The organism is Pseudomonas poae RE*1-1-14, from assembly GCF_000336465.1.
Taxonomy (GTDB): Bacteria; Pseudomonadota; Gammaproteobacteria; order Pseudomonadales; family Pseudomonadaceae; genus Aquipseudomonas; species Aquipseudomonas poae.
Genome location: NC_020209.1, coordinates 3891474 through 3916217, shown reverse-complemented (window position 1 = coordinate 3916217; position 24744 = coordinate 3891474). Strand labels below are relative to the sequence as shown.

Sequence of the window (24744 nt, the reverse complement as noted above, 5' to 3'; positions counted from 1 at the left end):
TGAAACCCCGCTGGGCACCGTCGTCGACGGCCTCACGCTGCAAGGCTATATGCAGAGGCGCGAGCCGCCGATATGGGGCCTGCATTTGCAGGCCTATCTACGCCAATCCAATCGCAGGCAAGAACGCCTCGTCCTGTAATCGCCGCGTTATTTGCTTTCAGGCTTGTCCAGCTTCACTTCAAAGCCGTATTGCACGGTGCTCAGGTCGGTGCGCTGGTAGCTTTCCAGACTGGTCGGCTGGCCGTAGAAATAATGCACGTCAAACATCGCCGTGCCGTATTCCTCGGCGCGGTGGCTCACGCCGAGGATTTCCTTAAGGTAATTGCCGCTGGCGTCCTTGGCGTAAAAGCGCCAGCTGTCGGCGGGGAAGGCTTGTTGATCGACGATCAGCGCGTTGTCCTTGAGCGACAAGCCCTTGGGCAGGCTGGCTGCATCCAGCGTGGATTTTTCGATGGTGGCCAGGAACAGCGGGATCGAGCCCACTACGAACGCCGGGTTCTCCGGGAACAAGGTGAGGTCGTAGGTGAGCATGCCGCGCGCCGGGTTCAGCTCGAAGGCCTCGGTGGGCAACTCGATAGGATCGCCGCGCTCGCCTTTTTCGTCGGCGGTAAAAAACGTCACTGGCGCCTCACTGCTGTTGCGCTCGGCGCCCACCAGATCGTCGTTGAAGGTAAAGGGGTGATCGAACACCACATGCGCGGCGCTGGCATCGTCGGCGGACTGGCTGATGGTGACGCTGTTTTTCAGCTGGTCTTCAGTCATCGACGCGTCCTTGAGCCAACTGGCGGCGCCGTCGTCGTACACCGTGACGGGCATCGGCAAGGCTTGCACGGTCTTTTCCAGGCTGTTCTTGTCAAACCGCAGGACCGGCAGTTCAAGGTCCTTGCGGGTGACAGTGACCCTGGAAAAGTCCAGCACGTTGACTTGCAGGGTATCGATCACGCCATTGAAGTAAACCTTGGCGTAATACCGGCCCTGTTTTTGCTCGAAGGCTTTTTGCTCATCGGTCAGCTGTTTTTCAAGGGCTGGCGACCAGGCCTTTTGCTTTTGCAGCTCGGCCAGTTGTTTTTCGTAGAACGCCACTTGCGCCGCACTTTCGTTGATCGAGCCCGAGCGGGTCAGAAATTGCCCGGTAGCGTCCCGTGCCTGCACCAGCAGCGGGTTGGGCGAATCATCTGCCAGTTCCGGCGCCAGGGGCGCGCTGTTGGTGAGTTCGAGCTCGGCGTAGTTCTTTTCAAGCAGCAGCAGGTGAACGGTGACCGTGCCTTCGGTGCGCGGGTGACCGACGTCCTTTTTCGACAGGTCGAAGCTGAGCACCTTGCCTGGGGCCACCACTTCCACGGTGCCCTTGAGACTCACCGGCTGCGGCTGGCTCTTGTTTTCGGTCTCGATGCCGTCGAAGAAGGGGTAGGTCACCGTCAGGTCGTCGGGGTTGGTCAGGTTGGAGCTGCTGGGGCTCAACTGGATACCGGGGTCGGTTTCCGACCATTCCGGCTGGAACGGAATCACTTTGTTGTTGCTCAAGGTGACCGACTGCCACTCCAGGTTGTGGGGGAATGGAAACTGCTCCGGCGTATTGAAGCTGAACGGGAAGACCGGCTGCAGATCCGTCAGATAGTCTGAATGGGAGGCCCTGCGCAGCACGAACAGGCCGTTGATATAGGTGTCGACCAGTGCCTGGGGCGTGGGGTAGTGCTTGAGCAGGGCCAGGGTGTCTTCGCCGTACTCGGCCTCGATGGGTTTGCTGGCGAGCTTGGTCTGGGCGCGCTCCAGCAGCAACAGCGAACCGCCGAGGTCAGCGATGGCGTCGCGCAGCTTGGGGTCCTGGATGCCGTCGAGGGACTGTTCGAACTTGGCGGCTTTCTCTTCGAGCGTGGCCTGCTTCTGCTCTTCGCTGGGAGAACAGCCGCTGGCCAGCAGCAATGCCGCGCACAGGCCAACGCTGGCCAAGGGAGATCGCACATCCATCATTGCAAGTTTTCCTGTCCGACAGCATTGAGTCGATTTGATGGGCTCGACACTAGCAGATAAACGCGCTTACAGATGCCGTACACGTCAGTTTTCTCGCGGTGACAGGCGGCTGGCAGCGGCTGATATACTCGCCGCCATTTCTAGCCACGCTGTGTGAGATTCAATGGAACGTTTTATCGAAAATGCTATGTACGCCTCGCGCTGGCTGCTGGCGCCGATCTATTTCGGTCTGTCCCTGGGCTTGTTGGCGCTGGCGCTGAAATTCTTCCAGGAAGTGATCCACCTGCTGCCGAGCGTGTTCTCGATGGCCGAGTCCGAGCTGATTCTGGTGCTGCTGTCGTTGATCGACATGGCCCTGGTCGGCGGCCTGCTGGTGATGGTGATGATTTCCGGCTACGAGAACTTCGTCTCGCAGCTCGATATCGATGAAAACAAGGAAAAGCTCAACTGGCTCGGCACCATGGACTCTTCGTCGCTGAAGATGAAAGTGGCGGCGTCCATCGTGGCGATTTCCTCCATCCACCTGCTGCGCATCTTCATGGACGCCAAGAACGTCGATCCGCAGCATTTGATGTGGTACGTGATCATCCACATGACCTTCGTGATCTCGGCGTTCGCCATGGGTTACCTGGACAAGCTCACCAAGCACTGATGCGCCGCGCCGGCCTTACTGCTCGATGAAGTAGTAGGGTTGGCGATTGATCGACATCTGTTTGGTCACCGTGACCGGTTCCTGCAATTGTTCGGTGCGATCCACCAGCGCCACATTGCCGGGTTTGGCGGCGAGGTAGCTGCGCAATTGCGGTTCGGTGTGCAGAATCGGCAAGTAAGCCCGCAGATAAAACACGCTGGCGCCCGCGATCCGCTCGTTGGGTTGAAACAGCACCACGTTTTTGCCCTGGTCCAGCAGGGTCTGGATTTCGCTGATCACCGGCACGAACGAGTGGCGCACGTCCGCTTTGGGCGCGAACCAGAAGGCCGCCGTGAGGTAGCAGGCGATGGCCAGGGTGAATACCGCGCCGATCGCGCGCCGATGATGCGCGTACACCGCAGGCTTGTGTTCCTTGAGCCACGCGAGCACCACGCGCACATATTCAGCGGCCAGCACGGCGGCGGCCGGCGTCAGCGCCATCAGGTATACCGTGCGCTTGCTGGATGCCAGGGTCAGCAAGGTAAATTGCGCCACCAGCCACACGCTGAAAAACAGCCGATAACGGTTTTGCACAAGGCTTTTGCGAAAGTGCCACAGCCCCAGGTACACCAGGATATTCCACGGCAAAAACGCTTCGGGCAGCTTCACCAGGTAGTAGTAGAACGGCTCGTAATGCCCGGCTTCGACAAACGAGCCGCTGAAGCGACCGACGCTGTTGGTCAGCAGCACTTCGCCCACCGCCTGCATCCCGTCGCGCTGAAACAGAAACCCCAGCCAGATCACCAGCGGCACCAACGCCAACAGGGTAAACAGCGCCGGCTTGAGCCAGTCGCCGATGCTCAGGCGCTTGTCCATCAGGCTGGTGCTGACCAGGTACACAAAGATCACGATGCCCGGCATCGCCAGGCCCAGCACGCCCTTGCTCAAGGTGGCGATGACCATTCCGGCCGCAAACAGCGCCCAGGCCCAGGTGCCGGGATCTTCGCGATCAGGCCGCACGGCCTGGTAAAACGCCAACAGCGCGGTCGTCACGCCCAGACTGAGCAATGAATCCTCACCCACGCCCCGCACATTGCTCCAGTAACTGGCCATGGTCGCCAGGATCAACGCCGCGCTGAACGCCAACGTCTTCGGCCGCCCGAAGGTGCGCAGCATCCCGTACAACAGCATCACGCTGAACAGCCCGGCAAACGCCGAGGCCAAACGCACCGCCCCGGTGCTGGCGCCAAACAGCCGAATCGCTCCGGCGTCGAGCCACAAACTCAGGGGCGGTTTTTCCAGAAACGGTTCCTGAAACAGGCGTGGCACCACCCAGTCGTTGTCCAGGTGCATGGCCATGGCGATCCCGGCCACGCGGGCTTCGGTGGAACCTTGCAGTTCATGGTTACCCAGAGCGAAGAAGAACAACAGACCAGCAAGCAGGAGCAGCAGAGGAGCAGGACGCGTCATGGAGTGTGGCTACCGGGGCAGGGGACCGCTCGGGGGAGCGGACATGGCAATCGGCGAGTATAGGGAGGTATTTCTTAACAATTCGTGAACGAGAGTGCGGTTTGATTACGAAACGGGAGGATCGCTACGCTTTTCAATATGGCGCTTGCCGCCGGTTCTACTTAATGGCGTCACTCTATTGCAGTTTCAGAGCGCTCATCTAGCTGACTCAGTGCGTTTGAACGTTCATTCCACCATTCAGGCCGGGTCACTACCTCTGCTGCGGTGAAATCCCTGATTAGTTTCACAATATCGAAGGATCGAAGACCATCCACATGTTCACTTAAGCTGCTGGACGTATTGGCCCACATAGGATCCAGGATAAAGTCGATTCCTTTCATTCTGGCCAACTTCGCAGCAGGGACAAAATCAGAGTCGCCAGCTACCAGCACAATGACATCAACCAGCCTGTCCATGGCGAGGGTAGTGATATCCATGCCCAGCTTGGTATCGACGCATTTTTGCTCGAGGTGGTAATGAAAATCTTCATTGGTCAGTTCATCCCACTTTTTTTCACCCCTTAGTAAGGCTTTGAGAGCGTGCGAGTTAAGACTCCATTCGCCACTTTTTGCGAGCTCACCTAGCCTCAGCGCGGTTTTCCTGGTGCGACGTAACTGTTCGTGTAAAGCACGCCTCAGTTGATACGGGGGGTGTGTGTTGAAATTGATATGGCCGGGTGTTTTGTGATTTACGGGTATCAACGGAAGACGTATCTGATGTGTTGGAGGAGGGCAGTCATAGTAATAAACGCGGTATAGCTCACTCATGGATCGCTCACCTTCAATATGAAGCTTCACAAGCTTTCTGAGGATCTGAGCGAATTGCTCTGCGCTTGGCAACAGGGTTTCCCGGAAATACTTTCGCCTGAAAAATAAAATGCGTTGAAAGAAAAAACCACCATCGATAAGAACGGCTATTCGTTTCACTCACTTTTCTCCAGGCAAAAAAAAGCTCAGGACTGCTGGGCAGGTTCTAACAATTGCCTGCGCGCTGTACTGAGCTGATAGTGGTTTTATTCAATCTTTGCTTTAACGTCAAGGGCAAGAATGTCTGGCGGTTCTGGATTCGTTCTTTGCAGCGACGATGAAGGCTATCGTCGTCGTATGGTTTACGCCAGTTCACCAACAGCCATGCATCTTGCAGGAAAAATCCGATCTCCGTGGAAAGCACGCGTAACCGGGCTTATCAACCCGTTGCACGTGCAGCCTATGAACACAGCGCTCAACTCAATTGGCTGTCCTGATACGGCCAATCACGCAGCCAGCCTCGAAGTAAGCACCCGCCTGTTTGGCAATCTGAACATCGCCCGCACACGGAGCGAGGATCGAGGTTTCCATTTTCATCGCTTCCACCACGGCGATCACTTGGCCGGCGCTGACCGATTCGCCGTCGCTGACGACCCAGGCATGCAGGTTGCCCGCTACCGGCGTCAGCACCGCTTGTGGGTCTGCCACTTCGCTTTGGCTGGCGCTGGCGGGGGCCGGTCCGTTCAGGCTGATGCCACGCAGCAGGGCGGCGGGCAGGCCCAGTTCGTGGCGTTTGCCGTCGATTTCGACGAAGGTGCGCAGCACCTCGGGGTCGGCCGACGCTGCGCTGCGCGGGGCGAGGGTGATCTGTTCGGCGAAGTCGGTCTCGATCCAGCGGGTGTGCACGGCGAACCGGTCGGCGCCGGTGAAGTCGGCATGTTCCATCACGGCCCGGTGGAAGGGCAGCACCGAGGCGATGCCTTCGATGTTGAATTCCGCCAGGGCGCGGCGGGCGCGGGCGATGGCCTGTTCGCGGGTGGCGCCGCTGACGATGAGCTTGGCCATCATCGAATCGAAAGTGCTGGGCACGCTCGAACCCGTGATCACGCCGCTGTCCAGCCGCACGCCGGGGCCGGAAGGCGGCTGGAACGCGCTGATGTGTCCGGGGGTCGGCAAAAAGCCTTTGCCCGGGTCTTCGGCGTTGATGCGAAATTCAAAGCTGTGGCCGCGCGGCACCGGCGTTTCGCTGAACGACAAGGGCAAGCCGTCGGCGATGCGCAGTTGCTCGATCACAAGGTCCACGCCGGTGGTTTCTTCGGTGACCGGATGCTCGACTTGAAGGCGCGTATTGACCTCCAGAAACGACAGCGTGCCATCCTGGCTAAGCAGAAACTCGACCGTGCCGGCGCCGACGTAACCGGCCTTGGCGCAAATAGCGTGGGCCGACTGATGGATACGCTCGCGCTGGGCGTCGCTGATGAAGGGCGCGGGGGCTTCTTCCACCAGCTTCTGGTTGCGGCGTTGCAGCGAACAGTCACGCGTGCCCACCACCACGACCTTGCCGTGTTTGTCGGCGATAACTTGCGCTTCAATGTGTCGAGGACGGTCAAGGAACTGCTCGACGAAACACTCGCCGCGACCAAACGCCGCTTCGGCTTCGCGCACGGCCGAGGCGAACAGTTCGGCGACCTCGTCCAGGCGCCAGGCCACTTTCATGCCGCGTCCGCCACCGCCAAAGGCGGCCTTGATGGCAATCGGCAGGCCATGCTGCTCGGCAAACGCCAGTACCTGGGCCGCGTTTTCGACCGGGCCGGGTGTGCCGGCGACCAGCGGTGCGCCGACCTGCTGCGCCAGTTTGCGCGCTTGGACCTTGTCGCCCAGCACGTCGATGGTCTCTGGATTCGGTCCTACCCACACCAGCCCTGCGTTGATCACCGCACGGGCGAAGTCGGCGCGCTCGGACAGAAAACCATAGCCTGGGTGCACGGCGTCCGCGCCGCTGCGTTTGGCGATGGCCAGGAGCTTTTCGATATTCAGGTAGGTGTCTGCCGGGCGCTGGCCGTCCAGGGCGTAGGCTTCGTCGGCCTGACGCACGTGCAGGGCGTCGATGTCGGCGTCGGCGTACACCGCAACCGATTGCACACCATAGTCACGGCAGGCGCGGGCGATGCGGACGGCGATTTCACCACGGTTGGCGATCAATAATTTTTTCATGGGGTTTTCTTCGCATCGGCAGTTGAAAAAGAGGCATCTGTGCGCGGTTGGATGTCGCTGAAGGCGCCCAGCGGGTTGAAGCGAATCTGCGCGTTGATCGGTATCTGCCCGGCCAGGTCCAGGTGGTGACTGGCCACGGCAGCGATCACCGGGTAGCCGCCGGTCAGCGGGTGGTCGGCCAGAAACAGCACGGGTTGCCCGCTGGCCGGGACCTGGATGGCGCCGACGGCGGTGCCTTCGCTGGGCAATTCCTGATGGTTGCTGCGCGTGAGCGGCATTTCTGCGGCCAGGCGAATACCGACGCGGTTGGACTGCGAAGTGACGCGCCACAACTGACTGCTCAGGCGCTGCACAGCCTCTTCGGTAAACCAGTCGGTGCGCGGCCCCATCACCACATCGAGGGTGACGATGTCGGCCGTCGTCGGCAGTTCGAAGGCCGGCGCTTCCTGCAGCGACACGCTGGTACCGGTGGTGCGAGGGGTAAAGCCCAGTCGGTCGCCGACGGCGAGTGCCGGGGGGCCGACCTGAGCCAGGGTGTCGGTGGACAGGCTGCCGAGCACTGGCGTGACGTCAAAGCCGCCACGAATCGCCAGGTAGCTGCGCAGCCCCGCCAACGGTGCGCCCAGGCTGACCCGGTCACCCACGTCGAGTTCGACAGGCTGGTAGTTGTCGGCTGTCCATTGCAGGCCGCTGGCGCTGGTAACGGTGACGGGCGTGCGTGCGCCAGTGACCGCGATCACTGCGCGGTCGTGGCAAACAAAGCTCAGGCCGCCGAGTACCGATTCCACGCAAGCCATGTCCGAGCGGTTGCCCACGGCGCGGTTGGCCGCGCGCAGGGCGCCGAGGTCCAGCGCGCCGGAACGCGACACGCCCTGATCGGTCTGGCCGGGTCGGCCCATGTCCTGTAACACGCTGTGTAACCCGGGGCTGATGATTTCCAGGCAGGCGCCGCCGGGGTTGGCGGCACGCGGGGCGGCAGCGGGGGCGGGCAAGCCGCCAACCGGGAGCGGGCCGGCGTCGGTGAATCGCACTTTATAGCCAGGGCGCAGCAGGGCCGGTTCGGCGCGGTTCAGGTCCCACATCTGCAACGGCGTGACGCCGATGATCTGCCAGCCGCCGGGGCTGGCCTGGGGGTAGACGCCGCTGAAGTCCCCGGCCAGGGCCACGGCGCCGGCCGGTATGCGGGTGCGCGGGGTTTGCCGGCGCGGCACCTGGAAACCGGCACCGCCGGTGAGGTAGGCAAAGCCCGGAGCGAAACCACAAAAGGCCACGCTGTAGTCATGGGCGGTGTGCCGCTGTATGACTTCGGCGCGGCTGATGCCCAGCAGGGTAGCGACTTCGTCGAGATCTTCGCCGTTGTAGTGCACGGGGATTTCCACCCGGCGCTGCTCGCCTTCGCGGCGCTGGCTCAGGTCCCGGCCGGCGATGCGCTCGACCAGCGCCTGGCGCTCGATGGCGCTGGGGCGAAACTGGATCAGCAGCGTTCGTGCGGCGGGGACGATTTCTTCCACGCCGGCAATCGGTTCCGCCATCAGGGCGTCGAACAGGGCCAGGGTTTCGTCAAGGTCGTTCAATTCGACGAGCAGGGTGTCCAGGTTGACCGGTAGAAAGCGCACGGGAAACTCCTAGACGTGGTAAGTGCTGTCAGGCACATCGGTGATGAACATATGGCCGGGCGCGTGGGTGATGGCGAAGGGCACGCCCGACGCCGCCACTGCCGCCTGGGGCGTCACGCCGCAGGCCCAGAACACCGGAACCTCGCCAGGCTCGATGCGCACGGCGTCGCCAAAATCGGGGCGGCTCAAATCCTGAATGCCCAGCAGCGCAGGCTCGCCGATGTGCACCGGAGCGCCGTGGACGGAGGGATAGCGCGCAGAGATTGCGCTGGCCTCGGCCACGCGATCCGGCGGGATGGGGCGCATGGACACGACCATTTCACCGTGCAGGCGTCCCGCCGGGCGGCAGGCACGGTGGGTGCGGTACATGGGCACGTTGCAGCCATCGGCGATATGGCGCACTTCGATGCCCGCTTCCTGCAAGGCGGTTTCAAAGGTGAAGCTGCAACCGATCAGGAACGCCACCATGTCGTCGTGCTCGGCCCAGGCCTGGGTGGCATCGCTGACTTCGTCGACCATTTTCCCGTCCCGCCAGATGCGATACAGGGGCAGGTCGGTGCGCAGGTCTGCACCTTGCGCCAGCAGCGTGCTCGGACTGCCCGCGTCGCAGACGTCAAGGACCGGACAGGCTTTGGGATTGCGCTGGGCGTACAGCAGAAAGTCGTAGGCCCATTCGCGCGGCAGGGCGATCAGATTGGCCTGGGTCATGCCCGGGGCAATCCCGGCCGTGGGGGTGATCAGCCCGTCACGGTAGGTTTTACGGGCTTGCCGGGCAGCGCCAATGGCCGCCTCGCGGGCGCGGGCGAACTCATTCATGGGCGATCTCCCGCAAAAGGCCGCACGGACAGGTTGGCCTGCTCCAGCACGCGTCGCAGTTCTCGTGCCATGTCCACGGCTGCGGGGCTGTCGCCGTGTACGCAGATGGAATCGGCCTCGATGCGCGTGCGCGTGCCATCAATGGCCTCAATGGTGCCATCTTCCACCAGGCGCAGCATGCGTTGGGCCACCAGCTTCGGATCGTGCAGCACCGCGCCCGGTTCACGTCGCGACACCAGCGTGCCTTGCGGCGTGTAGGCGCGGTCGGCGAAGGCCTCCGCAACACACTGCAAACCCTCGTCGCGCGCCCATTGGATCAGCGAGGAACCGGCCAGGGCCACCAGTATCAGCGTGGGGTCGATGGCGCGGATGGCGGCGATCACTGCCAGTGCCTGGCGACGGTCATGGGCAATGGTGTTGTACAGCGCGCCATGGGGTTTTACATAGCGCACCGACGTGCCGGCAGCCCTGGCCAAACCTTGAAGCGCGCCGATCTGGTAGATCACGTCGGCGGTCAGTTCATCGCTGGCCAGGTCCATGTTGCGGCGACCGAAGCCGACCTTGTCCGGGTAGGCCACATGGGCGCCAATGGTGACGTTTTTGGCGGCGGCGGCTTGCAAGGTGCGCAGAATGCCGGCCGGGTCGCCGGCATGAAAACCGCAAGCAACGTTGGCGCTGGTCACCACATCGAGCATCGCGCTGTCGTCGCCCATGCTCCAGGCGCCGAAGCTCTCTCCCAGGTCGCTGTTAAGATCAATTGCACGCATCAAAGGTTACCTCCGGTTAAATCAGGCCGCGCCGATAAAGGCAAAGATGGCACCCGCCGATTTGTAGGCCATGAACCACGACAACAGGCAGGTCAGGATACCAAGCACCAGCAACCAGCGAGGATAGTGGTAGCCGTCCATGAGATCGGAGCGGCGCCAGCCCACGTACATGAAGATGCTCAGGCCCAGCGGCAGGATCAGCCCGTTGAAGCCGCCGGCGAACACCAGCAGCGCCGCCGGTGGTTTGCCCAGCATCAGATAAACAGCCAGCGAAATGACGATAAACACGACGGTGGCCAGATGACGCACACGCTCGGTGATGCGCTTTGAAAACACAGTAATAAAGGACATCGACGTGTACGAAGCGCCGATCACACTGCTGATCCCCGCCGCCCACAGTACGAGGCCGAACATCATCATGCCGATATTACCCGCCGCCGCATGGAACGCCTGGGCCGCAGGGTTGGCGCCCTGGCCGGACACATCGATAACGACGCCACTGGCCACCACCCCGAGTATCGCCAGAAACAGCACATAGCGCGCCACACCCGTTACCAGAATGCCGGTCAGTGCAGCCCTGGAAACCGCTTCAATGTTTTCCACACCCACCGTGCCCCGGTCGAGCAGCCGGTGCGCACCGGCATATGTGATGTAGCCGCCGACCGTGCCGCCGACGATGGTGGTGATGGCGGCGAAGTCGATGAAGTCAGGCCACACCGATTGACGCAGGGCCTCGCCCAACGGCGGATGGGTGGCAAAGGCTGCGAACAGGATCAGGCACACCTTGAGAATGCCCAGCGCCATCATGATGCGGTCCATGGCAATACCGGCGCGATGTGACGAGAAAATCGCAATCGCAAGCAACGCACTCAATGCCCCGCCCCATTTGGGGTCCAGACCGGTCAATGCATTCAAGCCCAGGCCCGCACCGGCGATGTTGCCCAGCATGAACACCAGACCGCCGGACAGCACCAGCAACGTCAGCAGGTAGCCACTCCCGGGGATTGCCGCGTTGGCCAGGTCGGCTGCACGCATCCGGGTCAGCGATACGATGCGCCAGACGTTCAACTGCACCACGAAGTCGATCAGGATCGACGCCAGGATGCCAAACGCAAATGCCGCGCCGAGGGTCGCCGTGAACGTCGCCGTCTGCGTCAGGAAACCCGGCCCGATGGCCGACGTCGCCATCATGAAAATCGCCGCCACCAGAGAGGCGCGCCGGTCTTTGGTGAACGCTTGAGGAGTCTGTGTCACGGCATCGTTCCTACGGTGAGAGATACCTCGACTGAGCAATGTGTGTGCCAGAAGCCATGTTTCAGTGCTTAAGTGTTGGTTGATAAAGGATTTATTGTTGAACAATAGACTATCGATGAGTCATTCATATGCACTCAATTGTTACCCAGAGCCCGCAAGCTGCTACTTAATGAAGCACGCTCCCTGCGTCATCCTTGTGCCTTGCACCCAGCTCTGATGGAATAACCGCGCGGTTATTCCTACCTTGGATTTCTTATGAACGACGCAGCTCCCACTCTTCCTCGCACGCTGGGAGAATCCATCACCCAGGAAATACGCAGAATGCTGGTCGAAGGCGAACTCGTGCCCGGCCAACGCCTGTCCGAAGCCGCACTGGCCGACACCCTGGATATTTCGCGCAACACCCTGAGAGAAGCGTTCAGAGTGCTGACCCGCGAAGGACTGCTCAAACACGAACCCAACCGCGGCGTCACCGTCGCAACGCCCGACATGGCCTCGATCATCGACATCTACCGCGTGCGCCGCTTCATCGAATGCAAGGCCATCGCCCAAGGCTACCCCCAACACCCCGGCGCCCTGCACATGCAGCAAGCCGTCGAAGCCGGCGCCCGCGCCCGCGAAGCCAAAGACTGGGTAGCGGTGGGCACGGCCAACATGGCGTTCCACACCGCCATCGTCGAACTCGCCGACAGCCCGCGCCTGCTGGTGTTCTACGGGCAGATCTCGGCTGAGTTACGGCTGGCGTTTGGATTGCTTAATGATCCGCAGTTTTTGCACCTGCCGTTTCTGGATATGAATGCTTCGATACTTCGATGTGTGGAGGAAGGTCGCGCGGGGGATGCGGTGGTGATGTTGGAGGGGTATTTGGTGCAGTCGGAGCGGACGTTGTTGGCGGCGTTTGAGCGTAGGGGGAGGGGATAGGGGAGGTTGCAGGCACAAAAAAAGACGTCCGTGGACGTCTTTAGATGTATATGTGGGCCGGGGTAATCTGAACAGGAAATATAACTTGTTGTTTGTTAAGGAAAAGATCGGTTTAATTTTTTGTATGGAATGCCATTTGGAATGCCAAACATTGTATGTCGCTTCAGATCGGACAGTTAATCACTTTGTTCCTTGTCCCAGGCTTTTGGTTAGCGAACGCTGGATAACCTGAACGTTTTTCTCTTTTGGGGACTGATTTTCACCACGGGTGAAGGGTTGTCGGTTTGAGCGTGAGGGAAATCATCGGTCGGGCTTGAATTTAAGTCCACCGGTGCTGCTTGTTCTGGCTGATCATCCTCTGCCGCCGCGGAGGGCATTTGACTATTGCAGGATGAATCTGGAATGAGGGTAATAGCCTCTTCCTGCTCAAGCAGAGATTCAACGATTTCTGGGGCAGCCTGCGATCTAGAGCGCTCATTTGAAGCTACCGAAGTGTACTCGCCTGACTTCTGCTCCAGCAGCTCCGGTTTACCCATCGATTCTTCAGTTAAGGAGTGGCTGGGGATGGCTGAGTTATCGGATTGTATGGCGCCTCCGACGAACATCTCGTGAAGGTCTTGAATTGTGTGCTGACGATTCCCTTGCAGAGTTTGTTTCGGCAGTTGCCTTTGCTGTCTGCGCACATGGGCTGAGTAAGCCTTTGTAATCATGCTATCCAGCAGCACGGCGGGGCTCTTTTTTTGCTCTTTGGCCATGGTTTGTAGATGGCTCTTGGTGGCTGTACTCAGAGTGAATGCACACACTTGGCGGCCGCTCTCCTTTTTCTTGTTTCTGTCTCTCTCCTGGCGCCAAGCATCCTTCATGTCGCGAAATAGTTTGCTCGCGCCAGCGTCCTGCTCGATATACATGCCTGTATCCAGCATTTCGGTGTGGGACGGAAGCTCATTCGGAAGGATCCTCTTCCCGCTATCGAAAATTCTCTCTAAGCCTTTCGCTTGCAAATACTTCAAGGCCCAAAGGCGTTGATTCGTATTTTCAGGATCAAGCCAATCCAGCCCAACTACTCTTTTGCGTCCCATTCTCATCTATTCCTGCTGGAACATTGGTTAGGGCTAGTATATTCATTATTGATAACGTTATGAATAACGTTATTAGATTTTTCTCGCAAAAATAGGGTATATTTAGCTGTGATTATTTCCGGAATTCATATGCTAAATAGTCTTTTATCACTGGATTTAGGGGAGCTTGATTCGAAGGCTCGGTTCACGCTGGCTTCGTTTTACCTGCGTTATGAGTTCACTGCCAGCTTGTGTAGGCGCATTTGGGGTACCTTGATGGTTATCTGTCGATGGGGCGTGGCACTGGGCTTGCGTGTCCAGCTTCTCGAATAGGCTGGCTTTCGTAGAGCGCGGGGAAATACTTGTGGTTGAACATGGGATTTCTTCGGTGAGGTAAAACTCTTCAATCACTGCACCGGCGTCTTCTTCGCTGTCCTCAAAGGCACCATTGCCAAAGCCACGTTGCGCGGTTTCATCCAGCGCTACCTGATCAAAGCCAACCGCCTGTCGTTGCGCATCCAGCTCATTCGCAGATTGCAGTGCCTCGGCCATGTCCACACCGCTGCGCACCGTGAGATCGACGTAGAAAATTGGTGTGCCATGGCTTTGCCGCGTTGACTTACCACGCAGGCGCAACTCCAGCGGCAGGCAAGCCAATCGATTACCGGAAATAGCTTTGAAGTACTGCAGGCGAGCCGCTAGGGTGGAGCCTAGGTGACCGGCCAGCTCTGCTTTGAAGTGCACCGGGCTTTCTTGGATCGCCCAGTCCATCCCGGCTTCGCGTTGCCAAACTTCGATCGGTTGTTTCTGAGTGAGCTGATTGCCCAGGCCATGCCAGGGAGTTACGCCAGCGTAGGCCATAGTTTCGACGAGATGAGCCATGGTGGTGATTCCTTTGGATGCGCGCCGGCATAAAGGCTGCGCATCGCGCAGCACCGTCCGGACGCAATAAATAGAAGTGACGTTGATTTGGTTAGGTCGGGAGGTTGAAGCGGTGTCCACATAGCAAGCAGAGGTTATGGGCCAGGACGTGGCGATCAAGCGACTCACCCAGTTGGGCGCCGAGAGCACAACCGCCGACACCGCCGGCCAACCCGCCGAGGATGGCGCCTGATACAGAGCCAAGCGTGATGCCGACAGGCCCGGCGATAGCGCCAATCAGCGCACCGGCCTGACCGCCAGCAAGCGCAGCGCTGACGCCACGCGCAGCACCACCCACAGTGCCGATGGCAGCGCCGACTTTCATGGCGTGATGGAATGAAGCGACTTTAGGGGAGCTACAACGAGGACACTGCAATGACATGGGATGAATCTTCCTGATAATGGTGTCATTGCTGTTATGTAGAGTTGGGATTTTTTTGAATCGAATTAGTACGCCTATGTGCACGTGATTTGGTCGCTAGGGCAGCGAACACACTGATCCGCTTGTATTCGACCGCAATTATGATGAGTTTTGTCTGTTAAACGAGGCGACACACATTGTCGTACCTGTACCCCAAGCTAGCGCCATCCGACAGCTTAGGACACCGCTATGGCAATCTCCCCGCGTCCGTTCACCTTTGTGTGCGCTTACTGTTCTTGGAAAGAGACAGTTCTACCTCACAACGATTTGGCATCGCTCGGCCAAGCAGCGTTCATCCTTTGTCCTGAATGTCATACCCCTTCGCTGGAGGGGCGAGAAGCCAATCGTCATGAAATCCTCAGAACCCGCTTGGATCAATTTCTTAGCCTCAACGATTGACGCTTCAGAGTCGCGACACACCTTGTCGCTCTACCTTGGAAAATGACCAAAAAACCTAGGATATTACGATCATGAAAAATCTATTTGCCGTCATCGGTTTTTGTGTGGTGCTGAAGAAAGGCTATGAACTGTATTGCGAGTACAGCGAACTGAAGCGTGACAAGGCAGGGCGCCAGTCTTCTCCCGGCTGAGAGGAAAGCAGAAGCTCAAGTTTGGCGCGCCGCTGTCGAAAGACTAAAGTCTCATGTTGACCACAATAGATGGCAATAAGCCATTTTAGTCAGTAGCATCGATGCCAAATTGGCATCAGCCTGCGGGCTATCAGTTGAACTGCAAACAAGGTAGTCACCATGTCTCAAGCGAAGGATACGCTGCTCAGGCTATTCGCATTACTGCGCCTGATTCCCACCGAGCCGCAGCGTATTGCAACCCCGACCCTGCTCGAAAAGCTTCGCGATAGAGGTTTTTCCGTGACACTTCGCTCGGTTCAGCGTGATTTGAATCGGTTATCGATACCTTTTTCGTTGCAATGCGATGATAGCGAGACCCCTTTCCGCTGGAGTTTCACTCGGGATGCTCCATTGAAGCTGGAAGATATGGATGCTTCCACAGCACTGGCTTTGTATCTGTCGGAAAGCCATCTGGTTACCTTGCTGCCGCAGACGGTTCTGGATCAGCTTGGTCCGCAATTTCGACGTGCACGTAACTTCCTGGGCGATCTCGGTCATAACGGATTGGCCGATTGGGCGCGACGAGTGTGTGCGATTCCTAATGGGAAAACCTTGCTGCCAGCTGCAATCAACCCTGAAGTCTGGGGGCAAGTGTCTGCCGTTTTGCTGGAGCGCAGGCAATTGCAAGTGACCTATCGGAGTCGGAGCAAGGGCGAACTCAAACAGTTTCGCCTGCATCCTGCGGGCCTGGTATCGCGGCATGCCATCAGCTACTTGCTGGCCTCCGTGGATGGCTATGGTGATTTGCGCCAGTTTGCTCTGCATCGTATTCAGCACGTTCGTGTACTTGATGAGCCGTCCGTGCTGCACGCCAACTTTGATGTGAACGATTACATTGCGAGCGGCATATTCAGTCAACGCCAAACCAACACTCACGTGGAACTGATCGCGGATGTTCATCCGCAGATTGCCGTCCTGCTCGGCGAAACCCCGCTGAGTCATGAGCAGACCTTGAGCGATATTCCCTCGAATACCTGGAAGCGTCTGCACGCCCAAGTTCCGCTGGATCGTGAAACGCTGTGGTGGATCTTTGGCCTGAACGACAACATCCGCGTGCATGGGCCGCAGGTTTGGGTCGATGAGATCAGCGCCAGATTGAACAGTATGCAAAACCTCTACGCGTCGACTGATTGCGCGACATGAACTGTCGCACTGCCGTGCAAGACTGCGGCTGATCAACCTCCAATGGATTAACACGTGTTTGGTGCCCAAGGCACCCGGCAATAGGGACAGAAGCTGATGACGGGCTCCACCGCTACGCCTGCAAAACCTCGAAAGGCCAGGAGGGCGGAACCTTCTGTTACCACCACGTTCGATGTGTTGGTGTTGGCCACAATGAGCGCAGGCAAAACGTCGTTCATCAACGCGCTGATTGGCCAGGAACTGCTGTATACCGCCAATGAAGCCACCACTGCCTGCTTGACCCGTGTGGAGCATCGCCAGGGCGCCCGTCGATTCAGTGGCGCCTGTTATTGCTCCAAGGACACCGAGTTGGCCTCCCAGCATTCCCCGTCGGTAGCCTTGCTACAGGACTGGAACGCCAATGCCGAGGTCAAGCGCATCAGCTTGGCCGGAACATTCAAAGTGCTGCCGCGCCCAGCGCCCGGGCTGGTACTTCACGACACGCCAGGCCCTAACAACAGCCAGGATGAAAACCACGCCAGACTGATGCTGGAGGCTATCCGCACGGTGTCGTTCAATGCGCTTTGCTATGTGCTCAACGCCAGCCAATTGGGGACTCGTGACGACCGGTTGCTGCTCGAACAGCTGCGCGAAGAGCTCGCCGCCAAGCCTGCCCAGCCGATTTATTTCATCCTCAACAAAGTGGATTTGCTCGATCCCGAGAAGGGCGAAAGCATTCAAGGCTATGTGCACAACGCCCAGCGCTATTTGCGCGATATCGGTTTTGAGCAGCCGATCATCATTCCGACAATGGCCAGTGCAGCGTTGTACGCGCGCAAGGCCCTGAGTGCCGAAACACTGACGCGCGCGCAACGTTCCAAGTTGCGCCAGGTACTGGATGACCTGGAAGTGAACAAGCGCGATTTGCTCAATGCCACCGTCGCGCCAGAACTGGTCAAGCGCCGAGTCTTCACATCACTCAACAACCTGGAACGCAGACAGCGAACCAAGGCACTGGATACCCGTGCCTACGATAAAAACCAATTGCACCAGTTGGTCACAATAAGTGGGCTCAAAACCGTTGAAGCCCTTATCCATCATCAACGCCGATTAGATGAGCAACCATGAATACTATTGAAATCATCCATAACCCATTCATCGTCGAGACTCAGTTCCTGATCAGTGGCCAAGCACCGGCTGATGGCTGCAAGTTGTCGAGCTACAAGATCGCGCGTCTGCAACTCTGGGTTGAGAAACTGTTCGACGAATTGAGCCAGTTGTTCAACGGCGATAATCAGTTCCACATCCTATTCACCGGTGTCGAGTCGGATTACCTTGATGTCGTCGAGGCTGCCGACGCTGCAATCGCCAGCGGCATGCAAGTGCGGGTGACCTGGAACCAGGCACTGCCCACCGAAGAGCGGTTGGACCAGATTCGTGGCTTGATGGACGAAGCTCGCGAATATCCGCGGTTCGCGGCGTATATCGAGGAAAACCTGGAAGCCCATGCGTCGTTCGAAGAGGCCTTCAATCGCGATTTTGACGTGTATGTGGTGGCGACGATGTCCTCGGGCAAGTCAACCTTGATCAACGCGATGCTTGGCCGCGACCTGCTTCCTGCGGCGAACGAGGCGACCACTGCAACCATTGCACGGATCACCGACAACGGCGCGATGAAAGACCACTTCAGTGCTCGTCGTCTCGATGTGCGGCTGCAGACACTCGAAAGTGTGGAGGCGGTCGACCTCCCCACGATGGAGCAGTGGAACCTTTTGGATGACACACATCGTATCGATATCGAGGGTGACATCTATGCGATCCAGGAGCGTGAGAGCGTTCGCTTGGTATTGACAGACACGCCCGGGCCGAACAACAGCCAGGACGATGATCACGAACGTACGACCATGGGCTTCATACAGGATTCGCGGCGGAACCCGCTGATTCTGTATGTGCTCAATGCCACCCAACTGGGAACCAATGATGACCGCAATCTACTGGGCCTAGTGGCCGAGACCATGCGCAAGGGCGGCAAGCAGAGCCGGGACCGCTTCATTTTCGTTATCAACAAGATGGATATGTTCGACCCGGAGAAGGAAGACCTGTCCAAGGCGCTGGGCCGTGTGCAGGCGTATCTGGAGGCCAACGATATCCAGAACCCGTTGATCTATCCGGTATCGGCTAACCTAACACGTCTGCTGCGCAAACCGGTGTCCCTGCAGTCGCGCAAGGAGCGTGATGACCTCTACAGCATGGGCAATTTGTTCAGCGAAGAACCTAGCATGAATATGCTCCAGTACATGCCGATCACGTCGCGAGTCATGCGCGCGCTGCAAGCCAAGCAGCTCGCGCCGCTGTTGCTCGCCAGCGGCTTGCCGGCCGTGGAAGCGCTGATTGACGAGTACATCGACAAGTACAACCTCCCGCATCGCCTCAAGCGTGCGTATGACGCTATGAACAAGGTGATCGAGGTGGGGCTTAATGAAGCCAGCCTGATCGAGCAGTTGGACCAGGATGAGCGTGCACTGGGGCATATCAACGAGGAGATCGAGGGACTTAAGTCTCGCAGGGAGAGAGGTTTCGACACCCATGCGTTCAAGGACAGGCTTGAGCGGGAAAAGATGGATTTGCCCGAGGATACTGTAGATGTGCTGGTGGACTTGGATGTCGAGATCAGGGAGTTCATCAAAGAAGTTGCCGGTGAGTTGAAGGGAAATGTTTCGCCGAGCAAGGCCAAAGCCAAGGTCGACGAAGCGGATTCGTTGGTGAGGTTCAAGTTCAATAAGCTGGTCAACGAATACGAAAAGGCATTCATGAAAAGTCAGGAAATCATTGGTGAGGAACTCAAGGCGGAGTACCAGCGATTTGTGCTGGCGCTTTTCGAGGATAGTCAGCACTTGAAACTGCCAGCGCTGGAAGGTGTTCGGCAATCGGTGGCCAACATCTCGTTGAACCTGAAAGTGCAGGCCGGTGATGTCTCGACGAAGAGTGTCGTGATCGGCACGCGGGAGGAGAGTGCGAGCAGTTGGTACAACCCCTTTTCGTGGGGCAGCACCCGAACGGTCAAGGAATATGGAACAGAGGAGTATGTCAACCTTGATGACTTATGGGCGGACCGCCAAACACGCGTGACTGTAGAGTTCAAGCAACTCGTGGACAGTGCCCGCAAGCAGATCAACGATGGCAGAGATCAGTTGTTGGAGCACTTTCTAGGCTTCATGGCGCGCGAGTTCGACCCAAAATTCGCTGAGATCTTGACCTCGCTGCAGAACAAACTGATCGATCGCGAAGCCCGCCAACAGGCGCTGGAAGACGCGCGCGCCGCCAAGGCGTGGATCGATGGCTTCAAGATCAAGCTTGATAAAACCTTGGCTGTTTGAACAGGAGTTCTCTATGACCACTGCGACTGAACGTTCGAACCAGGCACGCAAGACCTTTCTCCTGTCGTTGAAACAGGCCGCATCAGAGACCGCGTTGATGCGCGAGATGCTCCAGCAGATGCAGGACCAGACGCCGGATCTGTTCGACGCTCATCTGGAAAATGAAGCCTATGCAGCCCTCGACAACGATGCGTATGGCTGGAGCGACGGTTACTTCACCCGGCAGATTTTTTGCGCCGAACAGAACTTTTCAATAGCTCGACTTGGGCATCTGATAACCGTGCGAGAGCACTTCAGGCAACAAGGCCGCAAAGGGTTTGCACCCAAGCAAGTCCAAGAGACAGTGGAGCCACCAGTGAGCCAGGGTAGTAATTTCACGCCGTCGAAAAACCTCCAGGTGTTTGTTGGCGAAGGCGATCTGCTGACCATCCGCACCGCCCTGCACCTGGAATTGAACGTCAATCACAACGACAGCCAGACCTTGCGTGAGTCACTGAAGTGGGTGCTGCGGCACAAGCCGGACCTGTGCGACGCTTACGAAGAAAAAACCTTTGCCCGAGGCATTGACCTGGACCGTGGGAACTGGACCGCTGACTACTTCAATACGCAGGAGGTCTACCTCGACACCAACTTCTGCGAAAAACGCTTCTTGCACCTGATCGAGGTTCGCGAGTCGCTACGCCAGAAGGGCGTGAAGGGCTTTGTTTCCGAGGCTGCACCCGTGCTTGAGAGCACCCCGGCCCGAGCCCCGGCAGCCCCACATGCATCCGGCAGACAGCAACAGCATACACCGCCCTATCCGCCCGCCCGCGGTGGCCTCAATCCGGTCCTGAAGGCCGCGCTGCTGGTAGGCGGTGCTTTGGCTGCGCTGGTGGTACTCATCGTGTCGATGGCGAAATAACCCATGAACCAGCTGACCCAACAATCACTTGCCGTGCGTGACTTGTGCGACAACGCCCGTGCCAACCTTGACGCCAGCCGGGCGCTGATCAACCGCAGCTACCTGGCGGATTTGCAGCAGTATCCGGTCGCAGCGTTCAATCAGGGCACGTCCCTGTTCAAGCATGCCGGCGACCTGCGGATCTTCCGCATCGAGCGTATCGTCCAGGACAACAAGCAATCGGTCCTCGAAAGCACCACAGCCGCTTATACCGCGCTGGGTGCGGCCGGGTACTCGGTGTTTCTGTTCCTGAAGTCCGATGGCATCGAAACCGACCTCTACATCGGCACTCGTGGCGAGCCCGGTAAGATGCTCGGGCACAACTCCGGGGAACTACTGCGCGAGACTTTCAAGGGCCACTTCTCTGGCAGTGCCCTGCAAGCGCTGGACGTGATTGAGGCTGGCGCGTTGCTGACCAGCGTGCAGCTCGAGAAGTCCAACCCTTCGGCAAGCATTACCGCAGTGACAGGCGTACCTTCGCTGTCCACGGAAAACCGCGATCACTTCATGCAGGGGCTGGAGCGCTTCATCGACGCAGCCGAGCGCAGGGTCTACCAGGCAATCATCCTCGCCGAGTCAGTGTCCTCCTCCAACCTGGAGCTAATCCGTGTCGGTTACGAACAGGTCGCGACCCAACTATCGCCGCTGCTCAAGCAGCAGCTATCGTTCAGCGAGCAAGAAAGCGACAGTGTAGGGCTGAGCCTGAGCCACAATCTGAGCGAGTCCTTGGGGCACAGCCTGGGCCTGACGGAAACTCGCGGGACCTCTCATACCCTGGGTACATCCACCACTGAGACCAACGGCACCTCCGACTCCTCCAGCGCCCAGACAACGGGCGCCAAAGCTGCTGCCCTGGTAGGCTCGGCCGGTGGCATGCTGCTAGGGTCGCTTCTCGCACCTGGTGTCGGCACTATGATCGGCGCTCAGTTAGGCGGCGCGCTGGCTGCAACGCTCAGCGAGCAGGGCACTACCGGCACCAGTCACTCCCGCTCAGAGAGCAACAATGAAAGTCACGGGACTTCTTACGGAGAATCGACGGCATCAACCACCTCCTCGACTCTTACTACGGGCACCACCGACAGCCGCTCGTTGAACCGCACCACCGGGGCCAATCGGCAGATATCGATCGAGACAATTGACAAAAGCATCGAGCAACTGCTGGGCAAGATCGACCATCACTTGCAGCGCATCGATGAGGCCAAGACTTATGGCGGCTGGAACTCCGCTGCGTACTTCATCGGCGATAGCCGCGCCTCCTCCGAAGCGTTGGCCAGCCTCTTTCTCGGCCTGATTCGCGGCAGCAACTCCAGTCACGAGGATTTTGCGCTGACCACCTGGACCTCGGAACAGAAATCTTCGGCGCTCGACTGGCTGGGCACTTTCAGCCATCCGCAGATCAAACATTGCTTTTCGAGGCAGATTCCCATCCACCACCTGACGCCCGCGGCCCTTGTATCTAGCAAAGAAATGGCGATTGCCCTGAGCTTGCCGCGTCGATCTACCTCGACGGTGGCCGTGGTGGAAACCCAGGCGTTCGGACGCAAGGTGCAGCGCCTGGATGGTCGTCAGGACCCTGCGCAGGCCGGTCGCAGTCTGACCCTGGGGCATATTCGACACCTCTGGGAAAACCTTCCCCAGACGATTGAGTTGAACCTGGATCAGCTATCCAGCCATGTCTTTGTCAGTGGCTCGACAGGGGCCGGCAAGAGCAACACTCTTTACGAAATCCTCAGCCAAATTAGTGACGCTGGTGTGCCGTTCTTGGTCATCGAACCGGCCAAGGGCGAGTACAAACACGTCTTCGGTCATCGCGATGACGTCAATGTATTTGGCACGCATCCGGCCCACAGCGAATTGTTGCGCATCAACCCGTTCCGCTTCCCGTTGGCCATTCATGTGCTGGAGCACGTTGATCGGCTCGTGGAAATCTTCAACGTCTGCTGGCCGATGTATGCCGCAATGCCTGCCGTACTCAAAGAGGCGATCCTGCAGGCGTATCAGCAATGTGGTTGGGACTTGGACGCGTCGACCAACCGTTACAGCGATGAATTGTTTCCGACGTTCAGTGATCTGCTCAGTACCCTGCAAAGCGTGATCGAGGCCTCCGCGTACTCCCAAGAGCTCAAAGGTAACTACATCGGTTCGCTGTCCACGCGGATCAAATCCCTGACCAATGGCTTGAATGGGCAGATTTTTACCGCTAACGAAATCGACAGCGCAGTGTTGTTTGATCAGAGCGCAATCGTGGACCTGAGCCGCATCGGCTCGTCCGAGACCAAGGCATTGATCATGGGTATCCTGGTGATGCGCCTGAGTGAGCACCGAATGGCCGGTGGTGGCATGAACCAGCCGCTGCGCCACGTCACGGTCCTTGAGGAAGCGCACAACATCCTCAAGCGCAGCCCGTCCGAAGGCGGTGCTGAAGGGGCAAATGTGGTCGGCAAGTCAGTGGAGATGCTGACCAATGCCATCGCCGAAATGCGCACCTATGGTGAAGGTTTCATCATTGCCGACCAGTCGCCCCATGCGGTGGATATCGCCGCGATTCGCAACACCAACACCAAAATCATCATGCGTCTGCCGGATGAAATGGACCGTCGTTTAATCGGCAAGTCGGTGGCGTTGCGTGATGATCAGCTTGAAGAGATCGCCAAATTACCCAAAGGCGTCGCCATCGTTTATCAAAATGACTGGCTGGAGCCGGTGCTTTGTCAGGTGAAGAAATTCGCCGGGCACGAAACCCCTTATGTGTATAACGCCAATGACAAGCGCGCCGTGCGTAGCCAGGATTTCAACCTGCAGGTACTCAACCTGCTGCTGAGCAACCGTATCCGCACGCCAGTCGCCTTGGATTTAGTGTTGCTGGAAAACGGCTTGTGTGAATTGCCGTTGCTGGCTCGCAGCAAAATCGCGCTTTTCGAGGCGCTCAATGCTCACAAAGAAGAGAAACCGTCGGCGCTGTGCAAGCCCGAAGCATTTGCCTACGCCGCACAATTGGTGGTCGATGTGCTCGGTTGCCGGCAGCAGGTTCAGCAGATCATTCAAACTGCGACCGACTACGGGCAACTCAGCAATCAACTGGACCAGCTACTCCATGAGCGAGCGACAAGCTTGAGCACTGAGCTGGCGCTGGCGACCCAGCAATGCTTGATGAAGGATTACAGCCTCCAGCACGAGAGCCATATCGATATTTATTCTGCATGGCGTGCGCGCCTCGAAACAGGGAGCGTTCTGTGAACTTTGAAAATTTCTTTGCTGGAAAAACCGAGGTTCCGTCCAACCTGGCGTTACTGGCGCGTGAAATGCCTGACCGCTGCCTGATCGTTGTCGAGCTTGATCGACCTATCGTGCTCACCCAGGAAACCCGCCTTGAACTTCCTGAAATTTCTTCGGAAACACTTGAGCGGCTTGAGCTGCTGGGCGTTCCGAAAGAGGTGTTGGATGCCATAGGCAGCGAGGCCGAAGCGAAGATCTATGAAAATGCCAATCTTGAACCGGCCGATGTCAACGGCAAGCCTGCATTGATTCGTACTGATATCGATTACGATCAAAAAGATGCCATGGGTACCACCAACCTTGACCGGATGAAGTCGGGAAGAGCTCCGCTGGATGCCAACGGAAAGCCGATCGAGTTACATCACATTGGGCAAAAAACGGACTCGCCATTGGCAGAATTGACCAGCGCTGAGCACCGCGGCAACGGAAACGATAACGTGCTGCACAACAAGCAGAAGGAGTCCGAGATCAATCGCGAGGACTTCGATAAAGAGCGAAAAGACTACTGGAAGGCGCGAGCCGAACAGATTGAGAATCAGCGCTGAGGGCGAATCT

19 protein-coding genes and 2 pseudogenes are annotated in these 24744 nt (G+C 58.3%); 9 read left to right on the top strand and 12 right to left on the bottom strand.

The window, feature by feature from the left end; genetic code table 11:
• The first annotated feature begins 49 nt into the window (after positions 1 to 49).
• The gene (locus tag H045_RS25995; protein ID WP_461508143.1) at positions 50 to 139 is read left to right on the top strand and encodes a hypothetical protein; all 90 of its coding nucleotides are present in this window, start codon (positions 50 to 52) and stop codon (positions 137 to 139) included.
• A gap of 8 nt (positions 140 to 147) precedes the next feature.
• On the opposite strand, the gene H045_RS17060 is transcribed toward H045_RS25995, so the two are convergent.
• Positions 148 to 1971 carry a hypothetical protein gene (locus H045_RS17060; protein WP_015372989.1) on the bottom strand — a complete coding sequence of 608 codons (1824 nt, stop codon included), beginning with the start codon at positions 1969 to 1971 and terminating at the stop codon, positions 148 to 150.
• 163 nt (positions 1972 to 2134) lie between these two features.
• On the opposite strand from H045_RS17060, the gene H045_RS17055 reads away from it, so the two are divergent.
• Complete coding sequence (locus H045_RS17055) at positions 2135 to 2623, top strand: TIGR00645 family protein (RefSeq protein ID WP_003235131.1); 489 nt, start codon at positions 2135 to 2137, stop codon at positions 2621 to 2623.
• A 15-nt stretch (positions 2624 to 2638) separates the two neighbouring features.
• Here the strand turns inward: H045_RS17055 and H045_RS17050 are convergent, their stop codons facing one another.
• The 7 genes from H045_RS17050 to H045_RS17020 all read right to left on the bottom strand — a co-directional run bounded on the left by H045_RS17050 (position 2639) and on the right by H045_RS17020 (position 11524).
• Positions 2639 to 4072 carry an ArnT family glycosyltransferase gene (locus tag H045_RS17050; protein WP_015372988.1) on the bottom strand — a complete coding sequence of 478 codons (1434 nt, stop codon included), beginning with the start codon at positions 4070 to 4072 and terminating at the stop codon, positions 2639 to 2641.
• Between the two features lie 170 nt (positions 4073 to 4242).
• Positions 4243 to 5037: an NYN domain-containing protein gene (locus H045_RS17045; RefSeq protein WP_015372987.1), complete on the bottom strand. Its 795-nt coding sequence runs from the start codon at positions 5035 to 5037 to the stop codon at positions 4243 to 4245.
• Between the two features lie 300 nt (positions 5038 to 5337).
• On the bottom strand, positions 5338 to 7071 hold the full coding sequence (locus tag H045_RS17040) for an acetyl/propionyl/methylcrotonyl-CoA carboxylase subunit alpha (protein ID WP_015372986.1): 1734 nt from the start codon (positions 7069 to 7071) through the stop codon (positions 5338 to 5340).
• On the bottom strand, positions 7068 to 8687 hold the full coding sequence (locus tag H045_RS17035) for a 5-oxoprolinase subunit B/C family protein (RefSeq protein ID WP_015372985.1): 1620 nt from the start codon (positions 8685 to 8687) through the stop codon (positions 7068 to 7070). The genes H045_RS17040 and H045_RS17035 overlap by 4 nt, the downstream gene beginning before the upstream one ends.
• Positions 8688 to 8696: 9 nt before the next feature.
• Positions 8697 to 9503 (bottom strand): putative hydro-lyase, encoded by an 807-nt coding sequence (locus H045_RS17030; protein ID WP_015372984.1) that lies wholly within the window; start codon positions 9501 to 9503, stop codon positions 8697 to 8699.
• Positions 9500 to 10270, bottom strand: coding sequence for a LamB/YcsF family protein (locus tag H045_RS17025; RefSeq protein WP_015372983.1), 771 nt, complete (start codon positions 10268 to 10270; stop codon positions 9500 to 9502). Before H045_RS17025 ends, H045_RS17030 begins: the two co-directional genes overlap by 4 nt.
• Before the next feature lie 21 nt (positions 10271 to 10291).
• Positions 10292 to 11524, bottom strand: a complete 1233-nt coding sequence (locus H045_RS17020; protein WP_003235119.1) for an NRAMP family divalent metal transporter — start codon at positions 11522 to 11524, stop codon at positions 10292 to 10294.
• Between the two features lie 321 nt (positions 11525 to 11845).
• Between H045_RS17020 and H045_RS17015 the strand changes: the two genes are divergently transcribed.
• Entirely contained in the window at positions 11846 to 12445 is a 600-nt protein-coding gene (locus H045_RS17015) for a GntR family transcriptional regulator (RefSeq protein WP_015372982.1), read from the top strand.
• 209 nt (positions 12446 to 12654) lie between these two features.
• Here the strand turns inward: H045_RS17015 and H045_RS17010 are convergent, their stop codons facing one another.
• The 4 genes and pseudogenes from H045_RS17010 to H045_RS25530 all read right to left on the bottom strand — a co-directional run bounded on the left by H045_RS17010 (position 12655) and on the right by H045_RS25530 (position 14749).
• Positions 12655 to 13524 (bottom strand): hypothetical protein, encoded by an 870-nt coding sequence (locus H045_RS17010; protein ID WP_015372981.1) that lies wholly within the window; start codon positions 13522 to 13524, stop codon positions 12655 to 12657.
• Between the two features lie 225 nt (positions 13525 to 13749).
• Positions 13750 to 14208 (bottom strand): annotated as a pseudogene (locus H045_RS17005) (recombination directionality factor); the annotation flags it as partial.
• Positions 14208 to 14385 (bottom strand): annotated as a pseudogene (locus tag H045_RS25895) (DUF932 domain-containing protein); the annotation flags it as partial. The pseudogenes H045_RS25895 and H045_RS17005, both read right to left, overlap by 1 nt.
• Before the next feature lie 91 nt (positions 14386 to 14476).
• A complete protein-coding gene (locus H045_RS25530) occupies positions 14477 to 14749 on the bottom strand; it encodes a hypothetical protein (protein ID WP_174446962.1) in 273 nt (90 codons plus the stop codon).
• Between the two features lie 845 nt (positions 14750 to 15594).
• On the opposite strand from H045_RS25530, the gene H045_RS16995 reads away from it, so the two are divergent.
• The 6 genes from H045_RS16995 to H045_RS16970 all read left to right on the top strand — a co-directional run bounded on the left by H045_RS16995 (position 15595) and on the right by H045_RS16970 (position 24734).
• The gene (locus H045_RS16995) at positions 15595 to 16617 is read left to right on the top strand and encodes a helix-turn-helix transcriptional regulator (protein ID WP_041931526.1); all 1023 of its coding nucleotides are present in this window, start codon (positions 15595 to 15597) and stop codon (positions 16615 to 16617) included.
• Positions 16618 to 16809: 192 nt separating this feature from the next.
• Positions 16810 to 17724: a dynamin family protein gene (locus H045_RS16990; RefSeq protein WP_015372978.1), complete on the top strand. Its 915-nt coding sequence runs from the start codon at positions 16810 to 16812 to the stop codon at positions 17722 to 17724.
• A complete protein-coding gene (locus tag H045_RS16985) occupies positions 17721 to 19973 on the top strand; it encodes a dynamin family protein (RefSeq protein WP_015372977.1) in 2253 nt (750 codons plus the stop codon). Before H045_RS16990 ends, H045_RS16985 begins: the two co-directional genes overlap by 4 nt.
• Positions 19951 to 20874 (top strand): hypothetical protein, encoded by a 924-nt coding sequence (locus H045_RS16980; RefSeq protein ID WP_167325120.1) that lies wholly within the window; start codon positions 19951 to 19953, stop codon positions 20872 to 20874. Before H045_RS16985 ends, H045_RS16980 begins: the two co-directional genes overlap by 23 nt.
• A gap of 3 nt (positions 20875 to 20877) precedes the next feature.
• The gene (locus tag H045_RS16975) at positions 20878 to 24150 is read left to right on the top strand and encodes an ATP-binding protein (protein WP_015372975.1); all 3273 of its coding nucleotides are present in this window, start codon (positions 20878 to 20880) and stop codon (positions 24148 to 24150) included.
• Positions 24147 to 24734, top strand: coding sequence for an HNH/ENDO VII family nuclease (locus H045_RS16970; protein ID WP_015372974.1), 588 nt, complete (start codon positions 24147 to 24149; stop codon positions 24732 to 24734). The genes H045_RS16975 and H045_RS16970 overlap by 4 nt, the downstream gene beginning before the upstream one ends.
• The last annotated feature ends 10 nt before the right edge of the window (positions 24735 to 24744 follow it).

Coding starts and splice junctions, on each gene's coding strand:
- H045_RS16985 (WP_015372977.1), top strand. CDS start 17,721: ATGAATACTATTGAAATCATCCATAACCCATTCATCGTCGAGACTCAG.
- H045_RS17055 (WP_003235131.1), top strand. CDS start 2,135: ATGGAACGTTTTATCGAAAATGCTATGTACGCCTCGCGCTGGCTGCTG.
- H045_RS16995 (WP_041931526.1), top strand. CDS start 15,595: ATGTCTCAAGCGAAGGATACGCTGCTCAGGCTATTCGCATTACTGCGC.
- H045_RS17030 (WP_015372984.1), bottom strand. CDS start 9,503: ATGAATGAGTTCGCCCGCGCCCGCGAGGCGGCCATTGGCGCTGCCCGG.
- H045_RS17040 (WP_015372986.1), bottom strand. CDS start 7,071: ATGAAAAAATTATTGATCGCCAACCGTGGTGAAATCGCCGTCCGCATC.
- H045_RS17025 (WP_015372983.1), bottom strand. CDS start 10,270: ATGCGTGCAATTGATCTTAACAGCGACCTGGGAGAGAGCTTCGGCGCC.
- H045_RS17050 (WP_015372988.1), bottom strand. CDS start 4,072: ATGACGCGTCCTGCTCCTCTGCTGCTCCTGCTTGCTGGTCTGTTGTTC.
- H045_RS17015 (WP_015372982.1), top strand. CDS start 11,846: ATGCTGGTCGAAGGCGAACTCGTGCCCGGCCAACGCCTGTCCGAAGCC.
- H045_RS25995 (WP_461508143.1), top strand. CDS start 50: ATGCAGAGGCGCGAGCCGCCGATATGGGGCCTGCATTTGCAGGCCTAT.
- H045_RS17060 (WP_015372989.1), bottom strand. CDS start 1,971: ATGATGGATGTGCGATCTCCCTTGGCCAGCGTTGGCCTGTGCGCGGCA.
- H045_RS16975 (WP_015372975.1), top strand. CDS start 20,878: ATGAACCAGCTGACCCAACAATCACTTGCCGTGCGTGACTTGTGCGAC.
- H045_RS25530 (WP_174446962.1), bottom strand. CDS start 14,749: ATGAAAGTCGGCGCTGCCATCGGCACTGTGGGTGGTGCTGCGCGTGGC.
- H045_RS17010 (WP_015372981.1), bottom strand. CDS start 13,524: ATGGGACGCAAAAGAGTAGTTGGGCTGGATTGGCTTGATCCTGAAAAT.
- H045_RS16990 (WP_015372978.1), top strand. CDS start 16,810: ATGAGCGCAGGCAAAACGTCGTTCATCAACGCGCTGATTGGCCAGGAA.